The sequence below is a fragment of the Methylosoma difficile genome (assembly GCF_054657615.1).
Genome location: NZ_BAAHYJ010000002.1, coordinates 769,409 through 786,100, shown reverse-complemented (window position 1 = coordinate 786,100; position 16,692 = coordinate 769,409). Strand labels below are relative to the sequence as shown.

11 protein-coding genes are annotated in these 16,692 nt (G+C 48.9%); 8 read left to right on the top strand and 3 right to left on the bottom strand.

The window, feature by feature from the left end; translation table 11 throughout:
* Positions 1–69: 69 nt before the first annotated feature.
* Entirely contained in the window at positions 70–1,974 is a 1,905-nt protein-coding gene (locus ACYQ1O_RS09145; RefSeq protein WP_459991359.1) for a L,D-transpeptidase family protein, read from the bottom strand.
* A 406-nt stretch (positions 1,975–2,380) separates the two neighbouring features.
* On the opposite strand from ACYQ1O_RS09145, the gene ACYQ1O_RS09140 reads away from it, so the two are divergent.
* The 8 genes from ACYQ1O_RS09140 to ACYQ1O_RS09105 all read left to right on the top strand — a co-directional run bounded on the left by ACYQ1O_RS09140 (position 2,381) and on the right by ACYQ1O_RS09105 (position 12,867).
* Positions 2,381–3,472 (top strand): MBL fold metallo-hydrolase, encoded by a 1,092-nt coding sequence (locus ACYQ1O_RS09140; protein ID WP_459991358.1) that lies wholly within the window; start codon positions 2,381–2,383, stop codon positions 3,470–3,472.
* Positions 3,473–3,610: 138 nt separating this feature from the next.
* Positions 3,611–4,864, top strand: coding sequence for an NAD(P)/FAD-dependent oxidoreductase (locus ACYQ1O_RS09135; RefSeq protein WP_459991357.1), 1,254 nt, complete (start codon positions 3,611–3,613; stop codon positions 4,862–4,864).
* Positions 4,865–5,059: 195 nt separating this feature from the next.
* On the top strand, positions 5,060–6,799 hold the full coding sequence (locus ACYQ1O_RS09130) for a SulP family inorganic anion transporter (RefSeq protein ID WP_459991356.1): 1,740 nt from the start codon (positions 5,060–5,062) through the stop codon (positions 6,797–6,799).
* Complete coding sequence (locus tag ACYQ1O_RS09125) at positions 6,799–8,118, top strand: sigma-54 interaction domain-containing protein (protein WP_459991355.1); 1,320 nt, start codon at positions 6,799–6,801, stop codon at positions 8,116–8,118. Before ACYQ1O_RS09130 ends, ACYQ1O_RS09125 begins: the two co-directional genes overlap by 1 nt.
* A 286-nt stretch (positions 8,119–8,404) precedes the next feature.
* The gene (locus tag ACYQ1O_RS09120) at positions 8,405–9,076 is read left to right on the top strand and encodes a hypothetical protein (RefSeq protein ID WP_459991354.1); all 672 of its coding nucleotides are present in this window, start codon (positions 8,405–8,407) and stop codon (positions 9,074–9,076) included.
* Entirely contained in the window at positions 9,066–9,767 is a 702-nt protein-coding gene (locus tag ACYQ1O_RS09115; protein ID WP_459991353.1) for a hypothetical protein, read from the top strand. The genes ACYQ1O_RS09120 and ACYQ1O_RS09115 overlap by 11 nt, the downstream gene beginning before the upstream one ends.
* A 10-nt stretch (positions 9,768–9,777) precedes the next feature.
* On the top strand, positions 9,778–11,346 hold the full coding sequence (locus ACYQ1O_RS09110) for a Dyp-type peroxidase (RefSeq protein WP_459991352.1): 1,569 nt from the start codon (positions 9,778–9,780) through the stop codon (positions 11,344–11,346).
* Between the two features lie 135 nt (positions 11,347–11,481).
* Positions 11,482–12,867 (top strand): phosphohexomutase domain-containing protein, encoded by a 1,386-nt coding sequence (locus ACYQ1O_RS09105; RefSeq protein WP_459991351.1) that lies wholly within the window; start codon positions 11,482–11,484, stop codon positions 12,865–12,867.
* A gap of 49 nt (positions 12,868–12,916) precedes the next feature.
* Here ACYQ1O_RS09105 and ACYQ1O_RS09100 read toward each other — a convergent pair whose 3' ends face one another.
* Positions 12,917–14,542: a PhnD/SsuA/transferrin family substrate-binding protein gene (locus ACYQ1O_RS09100; protein ID WP_459991350.1), complete on the bottom strand. Its 1,626-nt coding sequence runs from the start codon at positions 14,540–14,542 to the stop codon at positions 12,917–12,919.
* A complete protein-coding gene (locus ACYQ1O_RS09095) occupies positions 14,514–16,628 on the bottom strand; it encodes a PP2C family protein-serine/threonine phosphatase (RefSeq protein ID WP_459991349.1) in 2,115 nt (704 codons plus the stop codon). Before ACYQ1O_RS09095 ends, ACYQ1O_RS09100 begins: the two co-directional genes overlap by 29 nt.
* Between the last annotated feature and the right edge of the window lie 64 nt (positions 16,629–16,692).

Sequence of the window (16,692 nt, the reverse complement as noted above, 5' to 3'; positions counted from 1 at the left end):
TTATGCGCTTTGATTGGTTGTTTAGGTAAAGGTTTTTACAACATGCATGAAATATGCATGTTGCAGGTTTTACATAACCGCTAATGGTTTGATGGATTCAGGTGCGGGTTTGGCAGCAGGTTGTTGCTGTTCGGGCTGGCTGTTAGCCGCTGGAGCCGGTTTGGGTGTGGATTCCAGTGGCGCAACGGGATTGGCGGGGCTGACAAAAAATGCTTGGTCAGGCAAGTCCTCGGTTTTCTTTAGGGCTTCCATCAGTATGGTGTCATGTCCGTAAATGTCAGGGTAAAACACCAGTTTGTTTTCATGGTCGAAAAACGCTGTTGAATAGAAGAACAGCACCGGAATGGGTTTTTTAAGGATGACGCGTTGGTTTTTGGGGGTTGCCAACGCTTTTTTGATTTCTTCTGCGGTCATTTGGTCTTTCAAGGCAAAGTTTGCCAAGGCTTCGGGTTTGGCAACCCTGACGCAGCCGTGGCTAAAGTCGCGGCGCGAGCGGCTAAAGAAAGATGTCGATGGCGTGTCATGCAGGTAGACGTCATCTTTATTGGGGAAAATAAACTTCACTTTACCCAAGGCGTTTTTGCCGCCAGGACGTTGCCGGATTCTGGCGCTGCCTTGTTTAAGCAAAGCCATGCTGTCAGCGTTGACACCTAAAGTGCCGGATTTGGAAACAATCTCCATGTTTTCTTTCGCCAGATAGCCAGGGTTTTGGGCTAGCTTCGGCAAGATTTCTTCCTTAACGATGTTATACGGCACGTTCCAATAGGGCATAAAGTCGATGAAGCTCATTTCTGCCATCAGGACCGGCGTTTGGTTTTTTAATGCTTTGCCGACCACCACGCGCATTGTGGTCAAGTCTGGGTTAAAGACTTCAATATCATCAAATGCCCACAACTGAAACGCGGGGATGTTGACAATGATGGAGCGCCCAGGGTTTAGCTCGGGCAACCAACGTAAGCGTTCCATCGCCAGTTCAAGCTGGGTAACGCGTTGTTGCAGGGGTTCGCTAAACGCGGCGACGGTGCCTTTACCAATTACGCCATCTGCGCCTAGGCCGTGACGTTGCTGGAATTTTTTTACCCCTTCAACCACTTGTCCGGTGTACAGGTTGCTCTTGTCGGCTGTCGTTGCGCTGGTTTCTTCGGGCATGTCGCCAGATGCCACTAAATATTGTTTAAGTTCTGACACCTGCGCCAATCGTTCGCCAGGGCGTAAAGATTTGCTGATGTTTAATTTTAGCGGCTGGCTTTTGCCGGTCAGCTGCTTAAGGTTGCCCAGTGCATTTTTTAGTTTTTGATACTGCTGCAGTTTAGGTTCTGCTTGTGAAGGCAGTTGTGCCAACGTGTTGGTTTTTGCGGCGTTGTAGATCAAATCAGGCAAATCGATCAGCTTTTTTTCCCTAAGCTTAAGGTTGAAGTTAATGCCTTGGGGAATAACCCTGCCATAGTGCAAGTCATGCAGGTAGCGCAGTAAGGACACGCTGAGCGCGGTGTCATACAAGGCCAAATCTTGATAGGCATCGGAACTTAAGGTGAGTGCCGCCGCTTGTTTGTCGAGCAAGGTTTTGGCGCTATAAGTATCAGGGTTCAGTCCCTCATTGGGCGCGTCTGCCAACAATTTTAGCAACTCTTCTGTTTTGTTCGTGTCGCTATTGTTAAGCCAGAGCAGTTGGTTGTTGTTCAAAGTATAAAGGGCGGCTAAATCGTCTTTACGGTTAGTAAAGTCGGTTTGCGTCAAATAAGGGTGATGGTTACTGTTGATGATGTTACTGATCGCTTGGCTGGCGGGCGATACGCTACTGGCATCTTCGGCAAGTGCGGGTGCTAAGGGCAAAGCCATTAAGAGCAGTGCTAGCCAATGTTTGGCATGCTGCTTAAGTTGTTGGTTGGCGTGAATGATGGTCAGCATTAGTTGGGCGACAACCAGCGTTGTGCCGGTATTGCCTTGTTTTTTGATGTCTAAACTTAACAGCATAGTTACACGCCTAAATTGGTATTAATAAGAAAGTGCTTGCCCCACAGCTGCGATATTACACTAACAGCCTGTTTACATTAAGGGAATCGCGCTTGGGCTTGGACTAAATTTAACTGCACATTATACAGTGTCAGCTTTTAAATCCGATGTAAAAACTGAGAATTAAAAATGTTGTTAAAACGGGGGTGGTTATTGTTTTATTGTATCAATGATACAAAAATATGATACATGTTGTTTTTATTTGAAACATTTATTGAAACGTTTTATTTTTTATAGAATTAAAGTTAAATATTAACAATCAGTTAAGTGTTTTTATTTTTTGGCACAGCGTTTGCTCTATTTAAAATAACAAAAGCTGATACAAAAAATAAAACCGAATATGACCTACAACAATGAGAGGGCTGCCATGATTTTCAAACAATTATTTGATACCGAGACTTGGACATACACTTACCTGATTGCCGACCCAAACAGTCGTGAAGCGGTTTTGATTGATCCGGTCAACACCCATATCGACAACTATATCGCCTTACTGGACGGGCTGGGTTTGCAACTGAAGTATTCGCTGGAAACCCACGTCCATGCTGACCACATCACCGCCAGCGGTTTGTTACGGCAACGCTTGGGCGCGCAAACCGCCGTCAGCCAGTTGTGTGGTGCCAGCAATGCTGATATTCAGATTCAAGACGGCGACATTTTTGAATTTGGTAATGGCGAACAGTTAAAAGTGATTGCCACACCCGGACACACGCCCGGCAGCATTTCCTTTTTATGGCGCGACCGTGTGTTTACGGGCGATGCTTTATTGATAGGCGGTTGTGGACGAGCTGATTTTCAAGGCGGCGATGCCGGTGCGTTGTACGATTGCATCACCCAACGCCTGTTTACTTTGCCGGATGAGACCTTGGTTTATCCTGGTCACGACTACCAAGGCCGTTGGGTCAGCAGCATTATCCAAGAACGCACCACCAATCCGCGTTTGGCAGGCAAAAGCCGCGCGGAGTTTATTGACATTATGGGCAACCTTAACTTACCCAAACCGCGCTTGATTGATGAAGCCGTGCCAGCCAACCGTTATTGCGGATTGGATGAAGATGAACGCCAAGATGCGATTGTCGTGCGTGATGCCAACGTTCCTGTCCGTCAGCAAAGCACAGCGCAAGACTTGGTTGCCGCCGCCAAACAGCACATTACCGAGGTGAGCATCAGCACCGCCCAGCAGTTGTTGCAAGAAGGCAATATTGTTTTGCTGGATGTTCGCGAAGAAAGCGAGTTTGCCGCCGCCCATATTGACAATGCCTTGCTGTTGCCGCGCGGGGTTTTGGAATTTAAATACGGTTCGTTGCCAGAATTGGCGGACAAATCAAAAGCCGTCATGGTGTATTGCCGTACCGGTGGCCGCTCCGCTTTGGCGGCGCAAAGTTTGCAGACGTTGGGATATACCAATGTTTTGTCAATTGCCGGCGGTTTTGAAGCGTGGCAAAAAGCGGCTGTTTAAACGAGAGGTTGACACGCCCCCCGATTTAGGTAAAAAAGGAAGCGTTCATGTAATAAGGCATTATTCTTGAACCCAATAAAATCATGGCGGTACTGTTTTAATGCCGCCATCAACATAAGAACACTCTAGGAGGATTACATGTCGCAACAACATTTCCCTGTGCTGATCGTCGGCGGCGGTGCAGCGGGCGTATCGGTCGCCAACAATATGCGCCGCATCAACGCCAGCGTGGGCATCGCCATTATTGAACCGTCGGAAACCCATTACTACCAACCCGGTTTCACTATTGTCGGTGGCGGTGCTTACACCTTAAAGGAAACCATCCGCAAAGAAGCGGATTTAATCCACCCTTCGGTCACCTGGGTTAAAGATTTCGTCGAAACCTTTAACCCTGACGACAACACGGTGGCCCTGCGTTCCGGCGAAACCATCGGCTATGACTATTTGGTGGTTTGCCCAGGCTTGCAGTTGGATTGGGACAAAATTGAAGGCTTGCGCGACACTTTGGGCAAAAACAATGTGTGCAGCAACTATTCGCCAGAGACCGTGGAATACACATGGCAATGCCTCCAAGCCCTTGAATCCGGTACTGCTCTGTTTACACAACCGCCTATGCCGATCAAATGCGCCGGTGCACCGCAAAAAATCATGTATCTGGCGGCTGACCGTTTCCGTAAAAAAGGCATTTTGGATAAATTTAACATCGAATTTTGCAACGCCGGCCCTGGCATGTTCGGCGTACCGTTTTTTGCCAAAGCCTTGACGAAAGTGGTTGCCGATTACGGCATTAAAACTAACTTTAATTGCAATTTGGTGGCGATTGACGGCGACAGCAAAACCGCCACTTTTGAAGTCACCGATGCCGATGGCGGCAAACAGCGGATCAGCAAAAATTTTGACATGATCCACGTCACGCCACCGCAAAGTGCGCCAGATTTCATTAAAAAAAGCCCGTTGGCAAACGCCGCCGGTTGGGTCGATTTGAATGAAAACTCTTTGCAGCATAACCGTTACCCCAACATTTTTGGTTTGGGTGATGCTGGTTCCACACCCAATGCCAAAACGGCTGCTGCCGTCCGCAAGCAAGTGCCGGTAGTAGTCGATAACATCTTAAACCTGATGGCTAGCAAAGCCTTAAGCCATACCTATGATGGTTACGGTTCTTGCCCGCTGACCACCTCACTGAACACCGTGATGCTGGCGGAATTTGCTTATGGCGGCAAAGTCACGCCATCGTTCCCCTTTATTGATCCCAGAAAAAACCGCCTGTTATGGTGGTGGGGTAAAACCACCGGTTTTCCTTGGCTATACTGGCATATCATGCTGAAAGGTTTACGCATTGATATTCCACATTTGGAAAGTTACGCCAAAAGTTTTATCAGCAAAGATTAACGATAAGTGGGCGCAGGATGGTGCTAAAACCCCATCCTGTCACTGAACCCAGTTAAGTCAGCCGCTGGCGTCCAAAGGCAATTTAAGGGCTTGCCAAAACAACCGAAAACCCAATCCGCTTTATGCGAACCCACAATGAATTGTGGGATTGGCAAACGCTAAAAAGTTTTTTCTCCTCTTTATAGGAGTTCTCCTGTGTCCACACAAAACATGACCAACATGACCTATCCCTCCATTAGCTTCAGCCGCTATTTTCCTATTGTTAACTGGCTTAAGGGTTACGATCGCCAAGACTTTAGCAGCGATGTGTTTGCGGGCATCATCACCGCCATTTTGTTGGTCCCGCAAGGCATCGCTTATGCGATTTTGGCAGGCTTGCCGCCGCAATTGGGTTTGTATGCCAGCATTTTGCCGCCCGCACTGTACGCATTATTGGGTACTAGCCGCACGCTATCGGTTGGCCCTGTGTCGATTGCCGCCATTATGATCGCCAGCGCCTTGTCCGCGCCTGAAGTCAGCGCATTGGGCGATCCGGTGCAAAGCTCGCTGATTTTGTCGGCAGAAAGCGGCATTATCATGTTGATGATGGCAATGTTAAGAATGGGCAGCCTTGTCCATTTCATCAGCCACCCCGTATTGGCAGGATTTACCAGCGGTGCGGCTTTGCTGATTATCGCCAACCAATTACCGCAATTGGCGGGATTAAAAACACCGTCTTGTGGCTTGGATGTCGATTCTTACCGGACTTATCTGGCGGGTTTTAATAACGCCACGTTGCTGATTAGTGGCGGTGCGCTGGCATTACTGATGTTTTTTGGCAAACCTGTCACGACGTTATTAAAAAAAGCCCGTGTCAATCTCACCTTAACGACCGCCATCAGCAAATGCGGGCCGTTATTGACGGTGGTGGCGGCAACTTTAGCGGTCAGTTTTTTCGATTTGGGCCAACAGCACGTGGCGTTGGTCGGCAAAGTGCCTGCCGGTATGCCGGAGTTGCATGTTGATTTCCTGAATGCTGACAAATGGCGGGTGTTGTTGCCTTTCAGCGCCTTTATCGCCTTGATTGCTTATGTGGAAAGTGTTGCCATTGCCAAAGTGACGGCTAACTTGCGCGGGCAAAAAATCATCCCCAACCAAGAGCTGATCGGCTTGGGCGTTGCCAATTTGGCGGCGGCGATAACAGGCGGAATGCCGGTTGCCGGTGGTTTTAGCCGGACAATGGTCAATTTTTCCGCCGGTGCCAGAACGCAAATGTCCATGCTGATCGCGGCGTTTATCTTGTTGCTGTCGGTGATTTTCTTCAGCCCTTGGTTTGAACAGATTCCTAAAGCGGCCTTGGCGGCGATTATATTGATGGCGATTTACCGCTTGGTGCGGGTGCGGCATATCATCAACACCTGGAATTTTGACCGTGGCGACGGCATTGCCGAATTGGTCACACTGGTGGGAGTTTTGGTTTTGGGTATTGAAGAAGGCATCACCTTAGGCATTATCCTGACCATCGGCAGCCAGCTGCGCAAAAACAGCCAACCGAATATTGCCGTGGTCAACAACAGTCCGCAGGACAACGACGCGACGCATAATTTGCCTGGCAGCGTGGCGATGTGGCATCACTTGTTGTTGGTGCGTATCGACGAAAGCATTACCTTCGCCAATATCCATTCCATTGAAGATTATTTAGAAACCGAACTGAAACGCCAGCCGAACACACGACATGTGGTGCTGATTTGTACGTCGGTCAACGATATTGATGCCACGGCCTTGGAAGCCTTGGGGCATTTCAACCACAGTTTGCAGCTGAACGGGCAATCGTTAAACATTTCCGAAGCCAAAGGCAAAGTACTGGAAAAGCTGCAAAAAACCGACTTTTTAGAGCAGATAAAACCGGGCAAGGTGTTTGTGCGCACAGAAGATGCCGCCAAGGAGCTGGGCTAATGAAGGCTGACATAGAAGACTGGCTAAGCCAAGAAAATGGGCATGCGCTTTTACAAGCTTTTCTGGACGCTTTTGCTGAACAAGCCTTTTATGTACTCGACCAAGACAGGCGTCTGTTGTTGTGGAGCCGTGGTGCCGAACAACTGACCGGTCATCGCCAAGAAGATTGCCTAGGCCAAGCCGGTCTGCCCGGTTGTCCGTTACCGTTTGCAGACGTTTGGTGCGAAAAACTCATCCATTTGCCACATGCCGATGGTCATGGCTTGGTGCTAAAACAAAGCGTGCAACATCTGCTCGACAGCAACGGCGGCGACTGTGGCGTATTGGTCTGTTTGGCAAGCGAACACGCCGCATCGGTTAGCCAAAACGACAAACTTTACGCCAAGAAAACCAATTTTCAGGGTTTGCTGAGCCGTTCGCCCGCTATGCAAGCGGTCTTCCAAATTATCGAAAACGCCGCCGAAACCACGGCAACGGTATTGGTGCGTGGCGAAAGCGGGGCAGGGAAAGAGTTGGTCGCCAAAGCCATCCATAAACTTAGCGCACGCAGTGACGCGCCGTTTTTAGCGATCAATTGCGCAGCCTTATCCAGCAGTTTGCTGGAAAGCGAGCTGTTCGGTCATGTCCGTGGTGCGTTTACCGGCGCGATTAAAGACCATCAGGGCTTATTCCAACGCGCCCACGGTGGTACGCTGTTTTTGGATGAAGTGGCGGAATTGCCCTTGGATTTGCAGGCCAAATTGCTGCGGGTCATCCAAGAACGCAATTACCTGCCGGTGGGTGGCACGCAATCGGTCAATGTCGATGTGCGTTTGGTGGCGGCGACGCACCGCTCGTTGCGCGAGGAAGTCAGGCAAGGCCGCTTTCGTGAAGATTTGATGTTCAGGTTGCGTGTTGTACCTATTTTTATTCCGCCATTACGGGAACGCCGCGAAGATATTCCAATGCTGCTCTGGCATTTTATCGGTATGCATAATGCTGACAATTTTAGGCATATCGAAAAAATCGACCCGCAAGCCATGAAAATTCTGCTCGATTACCACTGGCCCGGTAATGTCCGCGAACTCCATAATGTGATTGAGTACGCCTTCGCAGTGGGGCGCGGCAATACCTTGCGTATGACAGAGTTGCCACCGGAATTTCTCGAACCTTCGCTTCACGACTATTTGTCGCCATCGCCCAGCATTCCGCGCGAACAAGAAGCCGATGCCATCCGCCAAGCCTTGCAGCAATACCAGGGCAAAATCAATCCGGCAGCCAAGGCCTTGGGTATGAGCCGCGCCACGTTCTGGCGCAAGCGTAAACACTACGGTCTTTAGAATAACCCCGCTAATCCTTTGTTTATTTATTGCTTTTCCAAGCAAATGATGTAATCCTTCCGCGCTGTCGGGTGTCGTTGATTTTTGAGTTAGCGATCCGATAGTATCAAACTAAGCAGTCAATGCCGTTCAGCTTTATTAGAAGTGTTTCCACCATAACGCTTCTTGCTCCAAAACCCGCAACAACGTGGGTGCTAATGCAGTCTAATCTGCCGTTTTTCTTTGAACATTCGTTGAAACGGCGCAGTAATAAGCATTAATCACAATAAAAAAAACAGGAGAGCTTATGTCAAATATTGCCGGAAAGGCTTATGCGATGAATGTGATCACACCGATCAAACCGTATAGGGCCTGGATTAACAAATTTATTTTCTGGATAGCCATTAAAATCCCGAGCGCTTTGCAAGGATTGCAGACTTTATCGCTGATCCATTACGCGCGTTGGGTCATCATTGGTAAAGACCAATTCCCCCATTTAGACCCCCAACAACCCAAAGAACAGCTGTATTACAACTACATGCTGTTTTTCAGCAACTTTAACGGCAGCTGGAACCAATATGTTGATTCCTTTACCTTTGCCATTCCGGGCGGCTTGGATTTGTTCTGGAAATGGAACGTTCGCTACCCCAAATCGGTTGCGTTAACACCTTTCCACCATTACATCCGCTACAACCAAATAGAAACCATCCATTATTACAACGCCTACCCGCTGGCCTCGTCCAATGATGTGAAGAGCGCAAAAACCGTAAAAGACAGTTTGATTAAGTTCCAAGCAGACACCCAATCTGTTGGCGATGAACAATTCCTAAGCCAATACAACGCCTTGCTGCGCGGCTTGCAGCACGATTTAGGTGATATGTACCCGACACCGATCGTCAGTATGTCGGCGTATCAGGTACAACGGCGCAAAGAAGGCGTGGAGTGGAATTTGCAACAAGGGGGACAAGATGGCCAGTAATATCAGCGGCAACGCCTATGCACTCACGGTTTTATCACCGATTAAAAACGAATTTACCGCCGATGAAATCGCTTACGCCGACCTTATCCGAGATAGGCTGCAAGATTGGAATGCGCGGGAAAACAGTCCGATGGCTTTAGTGCCACAAACCTATTTATGCCGGTTTTTTGTGCTGGATGATGTTTACACCGAATCGCTGCCGGGCGCGGATTTGCGCAGCCTGTTGGGTGATTTGCTGGCGGTGGCTTCCAGTACTTTCAGGCGTAACGCTATGCCTAAAGAAGACCATCTCAAATCGCGGTATTTGGTGTTCTCCTGCAATTTTTACGGCGGCTCCCAAGCAGATTTGGATGGCTATTTGCGTGGCATGTGGGAAGCCATCAGCGAAGACATCAAAGCCATTTGGAGCCATTGCTACGGTTTTGACAATGTCGGCGATGCCGGGCAATTCATTGCCTATATCAAAAAATGCCAACTGGATGCAGCGTTGTTCTTTGTCGGTTCCAACGATGACCCCTTGCCGGAACAATTAAAGGCTTTGTACCTTAAGCAAGAGTTTGCCAAGTTTGCGGTTGCCAACCAAGGCTTGGAGGCGGCACAGCTGCGCGCCAATTTCCAAGCCTTTACCGACCGTGTACAACCGACCCATATCGCCGAACCCACTTGGTCGGCGGGACAATACCGCATCTAGGAGGATTGCCATGACACAACAATTAGATTTATTGGATATTCAGGGCAACGTTATCCGTGCTTATGGGCGTTTTGGCTTTCCCGTGGCGCGTTACGTATTTTTAAACATCAGGGAGCCTGCTAAGGGCAGGGCATTGGTGGGTGAACTCACCCAAAAAGTCACTACATCAGTGGAATGGGGCAACGCAGTGGGGCAGATCAAACGTCCTGAAAGCACGCTTAACCTGGCTTTCACTTACCAAGGTTTAAAGAATTTGGGTTTGCCCAGATCGTCACTGATTGGTTTTTCCCCTGAATTTGTCAGCGGTATGAAAGAACGTAAAGACATCCTTGGCGATGACGGCCCGAGTTCCCCCGAACATTGGGATCCTATTTGGCAGGGTAACCGCGAAACGCGTGATAAAGATGTCCATATCTTCGTGACCTTAAATGCCCAAGCACCGGCATTTTTGGAACAAGCGTATGCCGATTTGCTGGCGGCAATTGCCCGTTACCAAGATGGCGTGGTGATTTTGGGCGGGCATCGGGGTGATAACGGCGAATTGCTCGATTACCAAGATGCCAAAATTGTCATGGAAAACGGCCTGCCCACCGCCAAAGAGCATTTTGGTTACACCGATGGTATTAGCGATCCGGTTTTTGAAGGTGTGCCTTACGATGCCGACCGTCTTAACGGGCGGGGTAAGCAAATGCCTGACGGCAGTTGGGCGCCATTGGCAACCGGCGAATTTTTGCTGGGGCATATTGACGAGGCCAAAGAATACCCGCCCGCGCCGGAACCGGTTTTATTGTCCCGAAACGGCACTTATATTATTTACCGCAAGCTGCATGAAAACGTCGCCACCTTTGAAAATTATTTGGAAGAGCAGGGCAAAAAATACCCTGGTGGCAAAGAGTTGCTGGCTGCCAAATTTGTCGGGCGCTGGCGCGACAACGGTGCGCCATTGGTGGCAGCGCCTGATGAGGCCAGCAAAGCCAAATTCGACCAAGCATTTGCGGCGGCAGATAAACTGCAACAAGACCAAATGCTCAGCAATTTCACGTTTGATGACGATATGAGTGGCGGCAAATGCCCGTTTAGCGCGCATATCCGCCGTATTAACCCGCGGGCATCGTTGGAGATGGTCCACGAAGCCGGTGACAAACCAGGTTCGATGAAAATCAGTAAAGATGCGTTCGATACCCCGGGTGCATTGGCTAACCGTCGCCGTTTATTGCGTCGTGGTTTGCCGTATGGCGAAGTGAAAGACCCGAGCAGCGATCAAGGCAACCACGGTATTATCATTATGATGGTCAATGCCGACATTAACCGCCAGTTTGAGTTTGTCCAACAGCAATGGGTCAATTACGGCAATGATTTCAAAGCCGGAAACGACAAGGAAATTATCTTGGGCAATCACAATACCGATGGCAAATGCCCCAGCAAAGCCGTCATCCAAGTGGAACCCGACAGCGATCAAGTTCCCTTTTTCCTGTCGAATATTCCGCGTTTTGTCGAAACGCGTGGTGGTGATTATTTCTTTGTGCCTAGCATGACGGCGTTAAGAATGATTGCTAAGGGTGTGATTGATCCAACCTAACGAAAAGTAGCCTCACGTTTGCCCCGTTTCCAAATTTAAGGTTTGGGGACGGGGTTGAACCCCCATTCGAATAGGCTAAATCTGTCCGGTAAATGGTTTAGACTATAAGCTTTTAACAGCCCCCCTAGTGCAAATATGACTGACACCTTAAGCTGCTTTAAAGCCTACGACATCCGTGGGCGCATCCCCGACCAACTCAATACCGACATTGCCTACCGCATAGGCCGTGCTTATGCCGAGCATTTGCAACCCCGGCGCGTGATTGTTGGGCGTGACATCCGTTTATCCAGCAATGAAATGGCGGATGCCGTCATCCGTGGCCTGAACGATGCCGGTGTCGATGTTTACGATATTGGCTTGTGTGGTACAGAAGAGGTTTATTTTGCCACCTTTGCCTATCAGGACGCAGGCCAAGCAATGGACGGCGGCATTATGGTCACTGCCAGCCATAACCCCAAAGATTACAACGGCATGAAGCTGGTACGCGAGCAAAGCAAACCCGTCAGCGGCGATACCGGTTTAAATGACATCAAACATTTGGCAGAAACCAATGCCTTTTCCGCACCTGTGGCGGTGCGAGGAACAGTCAAACACATTACGATTGGCGAGGCGTACATCCGGCATTTGTTGGGCTATATTTCGGCAGCTGAATTAAAGCCGTTAAAAGTGGTTGTCAACGCCGGTAACGGTGCGGCAGGCCATGTGATCGACTGGTTGGAAACCGCATTTCAAAGCGTTGGCGCGCCCGTTGAATTTATCAAAATCCATCACGAACCCGACGGGCATTTCCCCAATGGCATCCCCAATCCGTTATTGCCGGAAAATCGTGGCAGCACCGTGGCAGCAATTTTGGCACATCAAGCCGATGCGGGTATCGCTTGGGATGGTGATTTTGACCGCTGTTTTTTGTTTGATGAAACCGGACGTTTTATTGAAGGCTACTACATTGTCGGTCTGCTGGCGGCAGCGTTTTTGCAGCATAATCCCGGTGCAAAAATTGTCCATGACCCGCGTTTGACATGGAACACCATTGATATTGTCAGCGGCTTGGGTGGCCTGCCCATTTTAAGTAAAACCGGTCACGCCTTTATTAAAGAACGCATGCGTTTGGAAGATGCCGTGTACGGTGGTGAAATGAGTGCACACCATTATTTCCGCGACTTTGCCTATTGCGACAGCGGCATGATCCCGTGGCTGTTGGTGATTGAACTGATGGGTAAAAGCGGCAAAAAGCTTTCACAGTTGGTGGATGAGCGGATGTTGAGTTTTCCTGCCAGTGGTGAAATCAACCGTGAAATAGCCGATCCTGCACAAGCGATAAAAAAAGTGCAGCAGTATTATGAGGCTGCTGCAATGGAGGTTGATTTTACTGATGGGTTGAGCATGGAATTTGCCGATTGGCGGTTTAACTTGCGATGCTCAAATACCGAGCCTTTGGTCAGGTTAAACGTAGAATCCCGTGGCGACGAAGCGTTAATGCAGGCCAAAACAGCTGAATTGCTGGCTTTGTTGGCGGATTAGCAAGCGACTAAGGTTGGTGGTTTTACCGCCAACCTTAATTTTTACAATGTTATGCGCCGATAAATTCGCTCGTTTTAGGATTGGAAATATTGGGTATGGCATAGCGGTTGAACAGCATAAACAACATATCCAGTTCATCATTGGAAGGTTTGCACCAGCTTTCAATGCCCAAATCAGCCAAGATTTGCCGACCTTGGCTGTCCATCCCCATGTCCAACAGGACATCGCTGATGCTATTGCTGATTTCGGCACAATGGGGCGCAACGCAGAACAAATGGAAAGCAAAGGCGGTTTCGCTTTGGTCAATCTCACGCAGCATTTTGCGTGTTAAGCTGGATAAGCCTTTGTAGGTGTCGCTAAGCATAAACAAAATGTCTGCCGAGCCTTTCAAAAGCATTTGCAAGGCTTTGATGTCGTGGCCTGAAAAGAGGTATTCCATATCATGTAAGGATTCTTCGCTTTCTTCCAATAGGAAACGCCCTAACAGGTAGACGAAGTTTTCTTGTGCCGCCGTGACAATTTTGCCGTTCTGAAATTCTTTTAGATTTTTTCTAGGGTCGTCAGCACGAACCAATAACGTGACTTCATCAGTTTGGTCAACAGGCCGGATGACACCTTTAAAGTCATGCTGCAAAATCAATCGGGTGGCTTCAAAAGGTTTGGTGAACACAATATCCATGTTTTCACCGCTGATACGCGATTCACCGACTGCGCCGTGGCTAAGTTCCATATGAATTTCCCTACCTAAACGGCGTTGCAGATAGGTATTGAAAAAGTACCAGCCGTTCATTTGGCGGCTGCTTTGGGCATGGACTAAAAGCCTAATTTTGTCGCCTGATCGATTGACTTCGGGCGTATTGGTTGGCACAGCTTGGACTTGTTCGATTTTAGGCGCAGCTGGTTGGGTGGGTGGTGCGGAGTTGTCAAGAAAACGCAGTAAGCCTGTCATTTTAAACAACACACCAATCATCCGGCTAGGATTGATGACATGGATGCCAATGGCATTTTTCTGCCAATGTTCAAATAATTTAAGCAGTTGCGCCAAGCCCATCGAGTTGACCCGATCGACCTTGGCGAAATCCAACACGACTTTGCTGTTGGCAGGTTGACTGTAAAGGCTTTCTAAAATCGCTACGGCTTCAACGTCAATAGTCCCTACTAGCGCGTATTTTATTAACGATTCACTGTCGGAAGGTACGCTGCTGATTTGTAGTTTGGCCTTATTAAAGCCGGGTATAAATTCGCTGACAGGATTGTTGATAGGTGTGCTTTCTGTCGTGGTTTGGGTAACAGATTTAACCGCAGTTGACGAAGGTCGAGCCGGAAGTATAGGTGCTTGGCTGTTGGCTTGGACTGCGGGTTGGGTCGCCGGTTTTCCATCAACAATAAAGCGAGTCAATCCGGTCATCTTGAACAGCACGCCAATCATGCGGTTCAGGTTGCTGATTTGTAAGGTGATACTGTGTTTTTGCCAATGCTCGAACAGTTTGAGCAATTGCGCCAGCCCCATCGAGTTAACACGTTGTACTAAAGCGAAGTCCAATTCAACCGCACAGTTGTCCGGTAGGCCGTAGAGGGATTCAAGTTCTTTAATGGCATCAATATCAATCACACCACTTAAAGTGAAGTGTTGATGGCTGGCTTCATTAGAAGGCTGTGGCTGAATTTGTAACATAAAATGTATCTCCCGTTACCGTTTCTTGGACTTCGGTATGGTAAAGAAATTGGAAGCTCTTGTCGGTTTCAGGTTCGAACAGAGTGTTTAAGTCGATAAATACGCAAACTTGTGTTTGTTTGCGTGGAAATACCCGTAATTGCAAATAATCGGACATGCGCCAAATCAGGTAGAGGCCGCCGCCGCCAATCCCTGATTTAAGCCCTTGGCCTTGGATATGGCGTGACAGCCTTTCAAGAAAGACGCTAGGCGTTAAGGTTCCCCAGCTATCGGTAAGGGAGACGCCCATGATGCCGTCTTGGATGGCAATGGTCAGGCTTAACATTTCTCCATCGTCCAATTGGCGCGACGTGCCTTTGGGGTATAGCTGGCGTCCCCGGCTGTCTTGTGGTGCGGCGTAGAGGCCATTTTCAATTAGCTCGTCCAAAAGCAGGACGAAAGCATCTAATCGATCCATATCCGACAAATGCAGCTCTTCCAGCCAGGCTTCCGCTTCTTGGATAATGAAGGCTTTGTCATCGGTATGGGTAAAGAAAAACTCGCGGTAATGCTGAGGGTAGTGCAGATAAGCCGACAAATCGTCATGGCAAGCATGTTGGTGCTGTTTTAGCAAGCTATCCCAACCGAGGTGCTGGCTGATGTTGTCGCGCCTATGCAAGATTCGACGGACACCTTGCACCGCCAAATCAGGCACCAAATCGGAAAAATTGCCTTCGGTGAGGAATACCAAATTTTGCCGGTTGATGTTAGGGGAGACAGGATTAGGATTGGTGCGGTAGAACGCCTCTACGATTCTGACCAATTCAAAATCGTTGCTGTGGGTGTCGGGATTGTGGTGTTGCTCATGGGTGCGTTCAGTGTGGTCGACACACAGCAAGGTGACGTCGTCGGTAAAACTGTGACGGCCTAGGTAAGCGGCTAGGGTTTCCAATACGTTATCGCTGAAGTCTTGGATGCTTTGTTCGGCATTGTTGACAATCAGGCTTTCCAAGCGGTCATAACCAAAACATTCGCCATTATCGTCCTCTTCTTCAACAATACTGTCGGTGTACAGGAACAACCGGTCACCGACATCCATTTCGGTAACTTCCTGTTCGTAAACGACATCCGGGTCTTTTCCCAATGGTAGGCCGCCCAGCTCCAAGGCATCTAAACGCCCGATCATTGACCGGTAAATGTAACCGAATTGGTGTCCGGCGTTGGCATAGCGAAGCTCACCGTTGCGAGTATCCAAGCAAACCGCGAACATGGTCATTAACAAGGTTTGGTGGGCAGTGTTGTAAATAATGTTGCTGAGCCGCTCTAAAATTTTATGCGGCTCTTTTTCTTGTTCGGATTCAAGGAAGTTAACGCCAGCCTTGGCGGCACAGACGATAGTGCCTGCAGCAATGCCATGCCCGCTGACATCACCAATTAAAATGATGGCCCAACGCTCATCTACCATGTAGTAATCGTAAAAGTCGCCGCCTACTTCGCTGGAGGTAATCAGTGTCGATAAGCCGCGCACACCCAGAAGCTCGATCTCGGCGGGGCGCAGCAAATTGCGCTGCAAAGCCGCGGCATTGGCGACTTCTTCGTTCAATCTAGCGCTCAACTGTTGCATGGTGTCAATCAATTTGCCTTGCGTTTGCGAAAGCTTGAGCATCATGTCCGCGACTTTAACCACACCAATGCCGCCATCGCCGTTGATGACCGGTAAGGCTTCGTACATCAGGCCGGGATCGAGTTTTAAAAACTCGGTCATCACTTGGTCAATGCGGTCAAGACCGTTGGCGATGAGTGGGGCGGTAAAAATATCGGGATTGTCTTTTAGCAACAAATCTAAGCTTTTGCGGGCGTACAGTTCGCGGGCAAATGCTTTGGTCATGAGGGTCAGGTAATGCCGACGCGAAATGGCGCCTAAGTAGATATGATTTTCATCCAGAACAGGCAGTGACATTAATTCGCTGTCGTTTTGGAATTCTTTAAGGACATCAAGAACCAGCGTGTCAGGGGAAATGGTTTTGACAGTTAAGGCAAGCTCGCTGACAGTTGGGACATAAAACTCCGAACTGCGGTTTTGGGGGGCTTTTAGACTCTCGATCATAGATAGCTCAAAATACAACGGATGCCGACGGTTCGGCTAATTTGCATTTCAGTATAAGCCATCG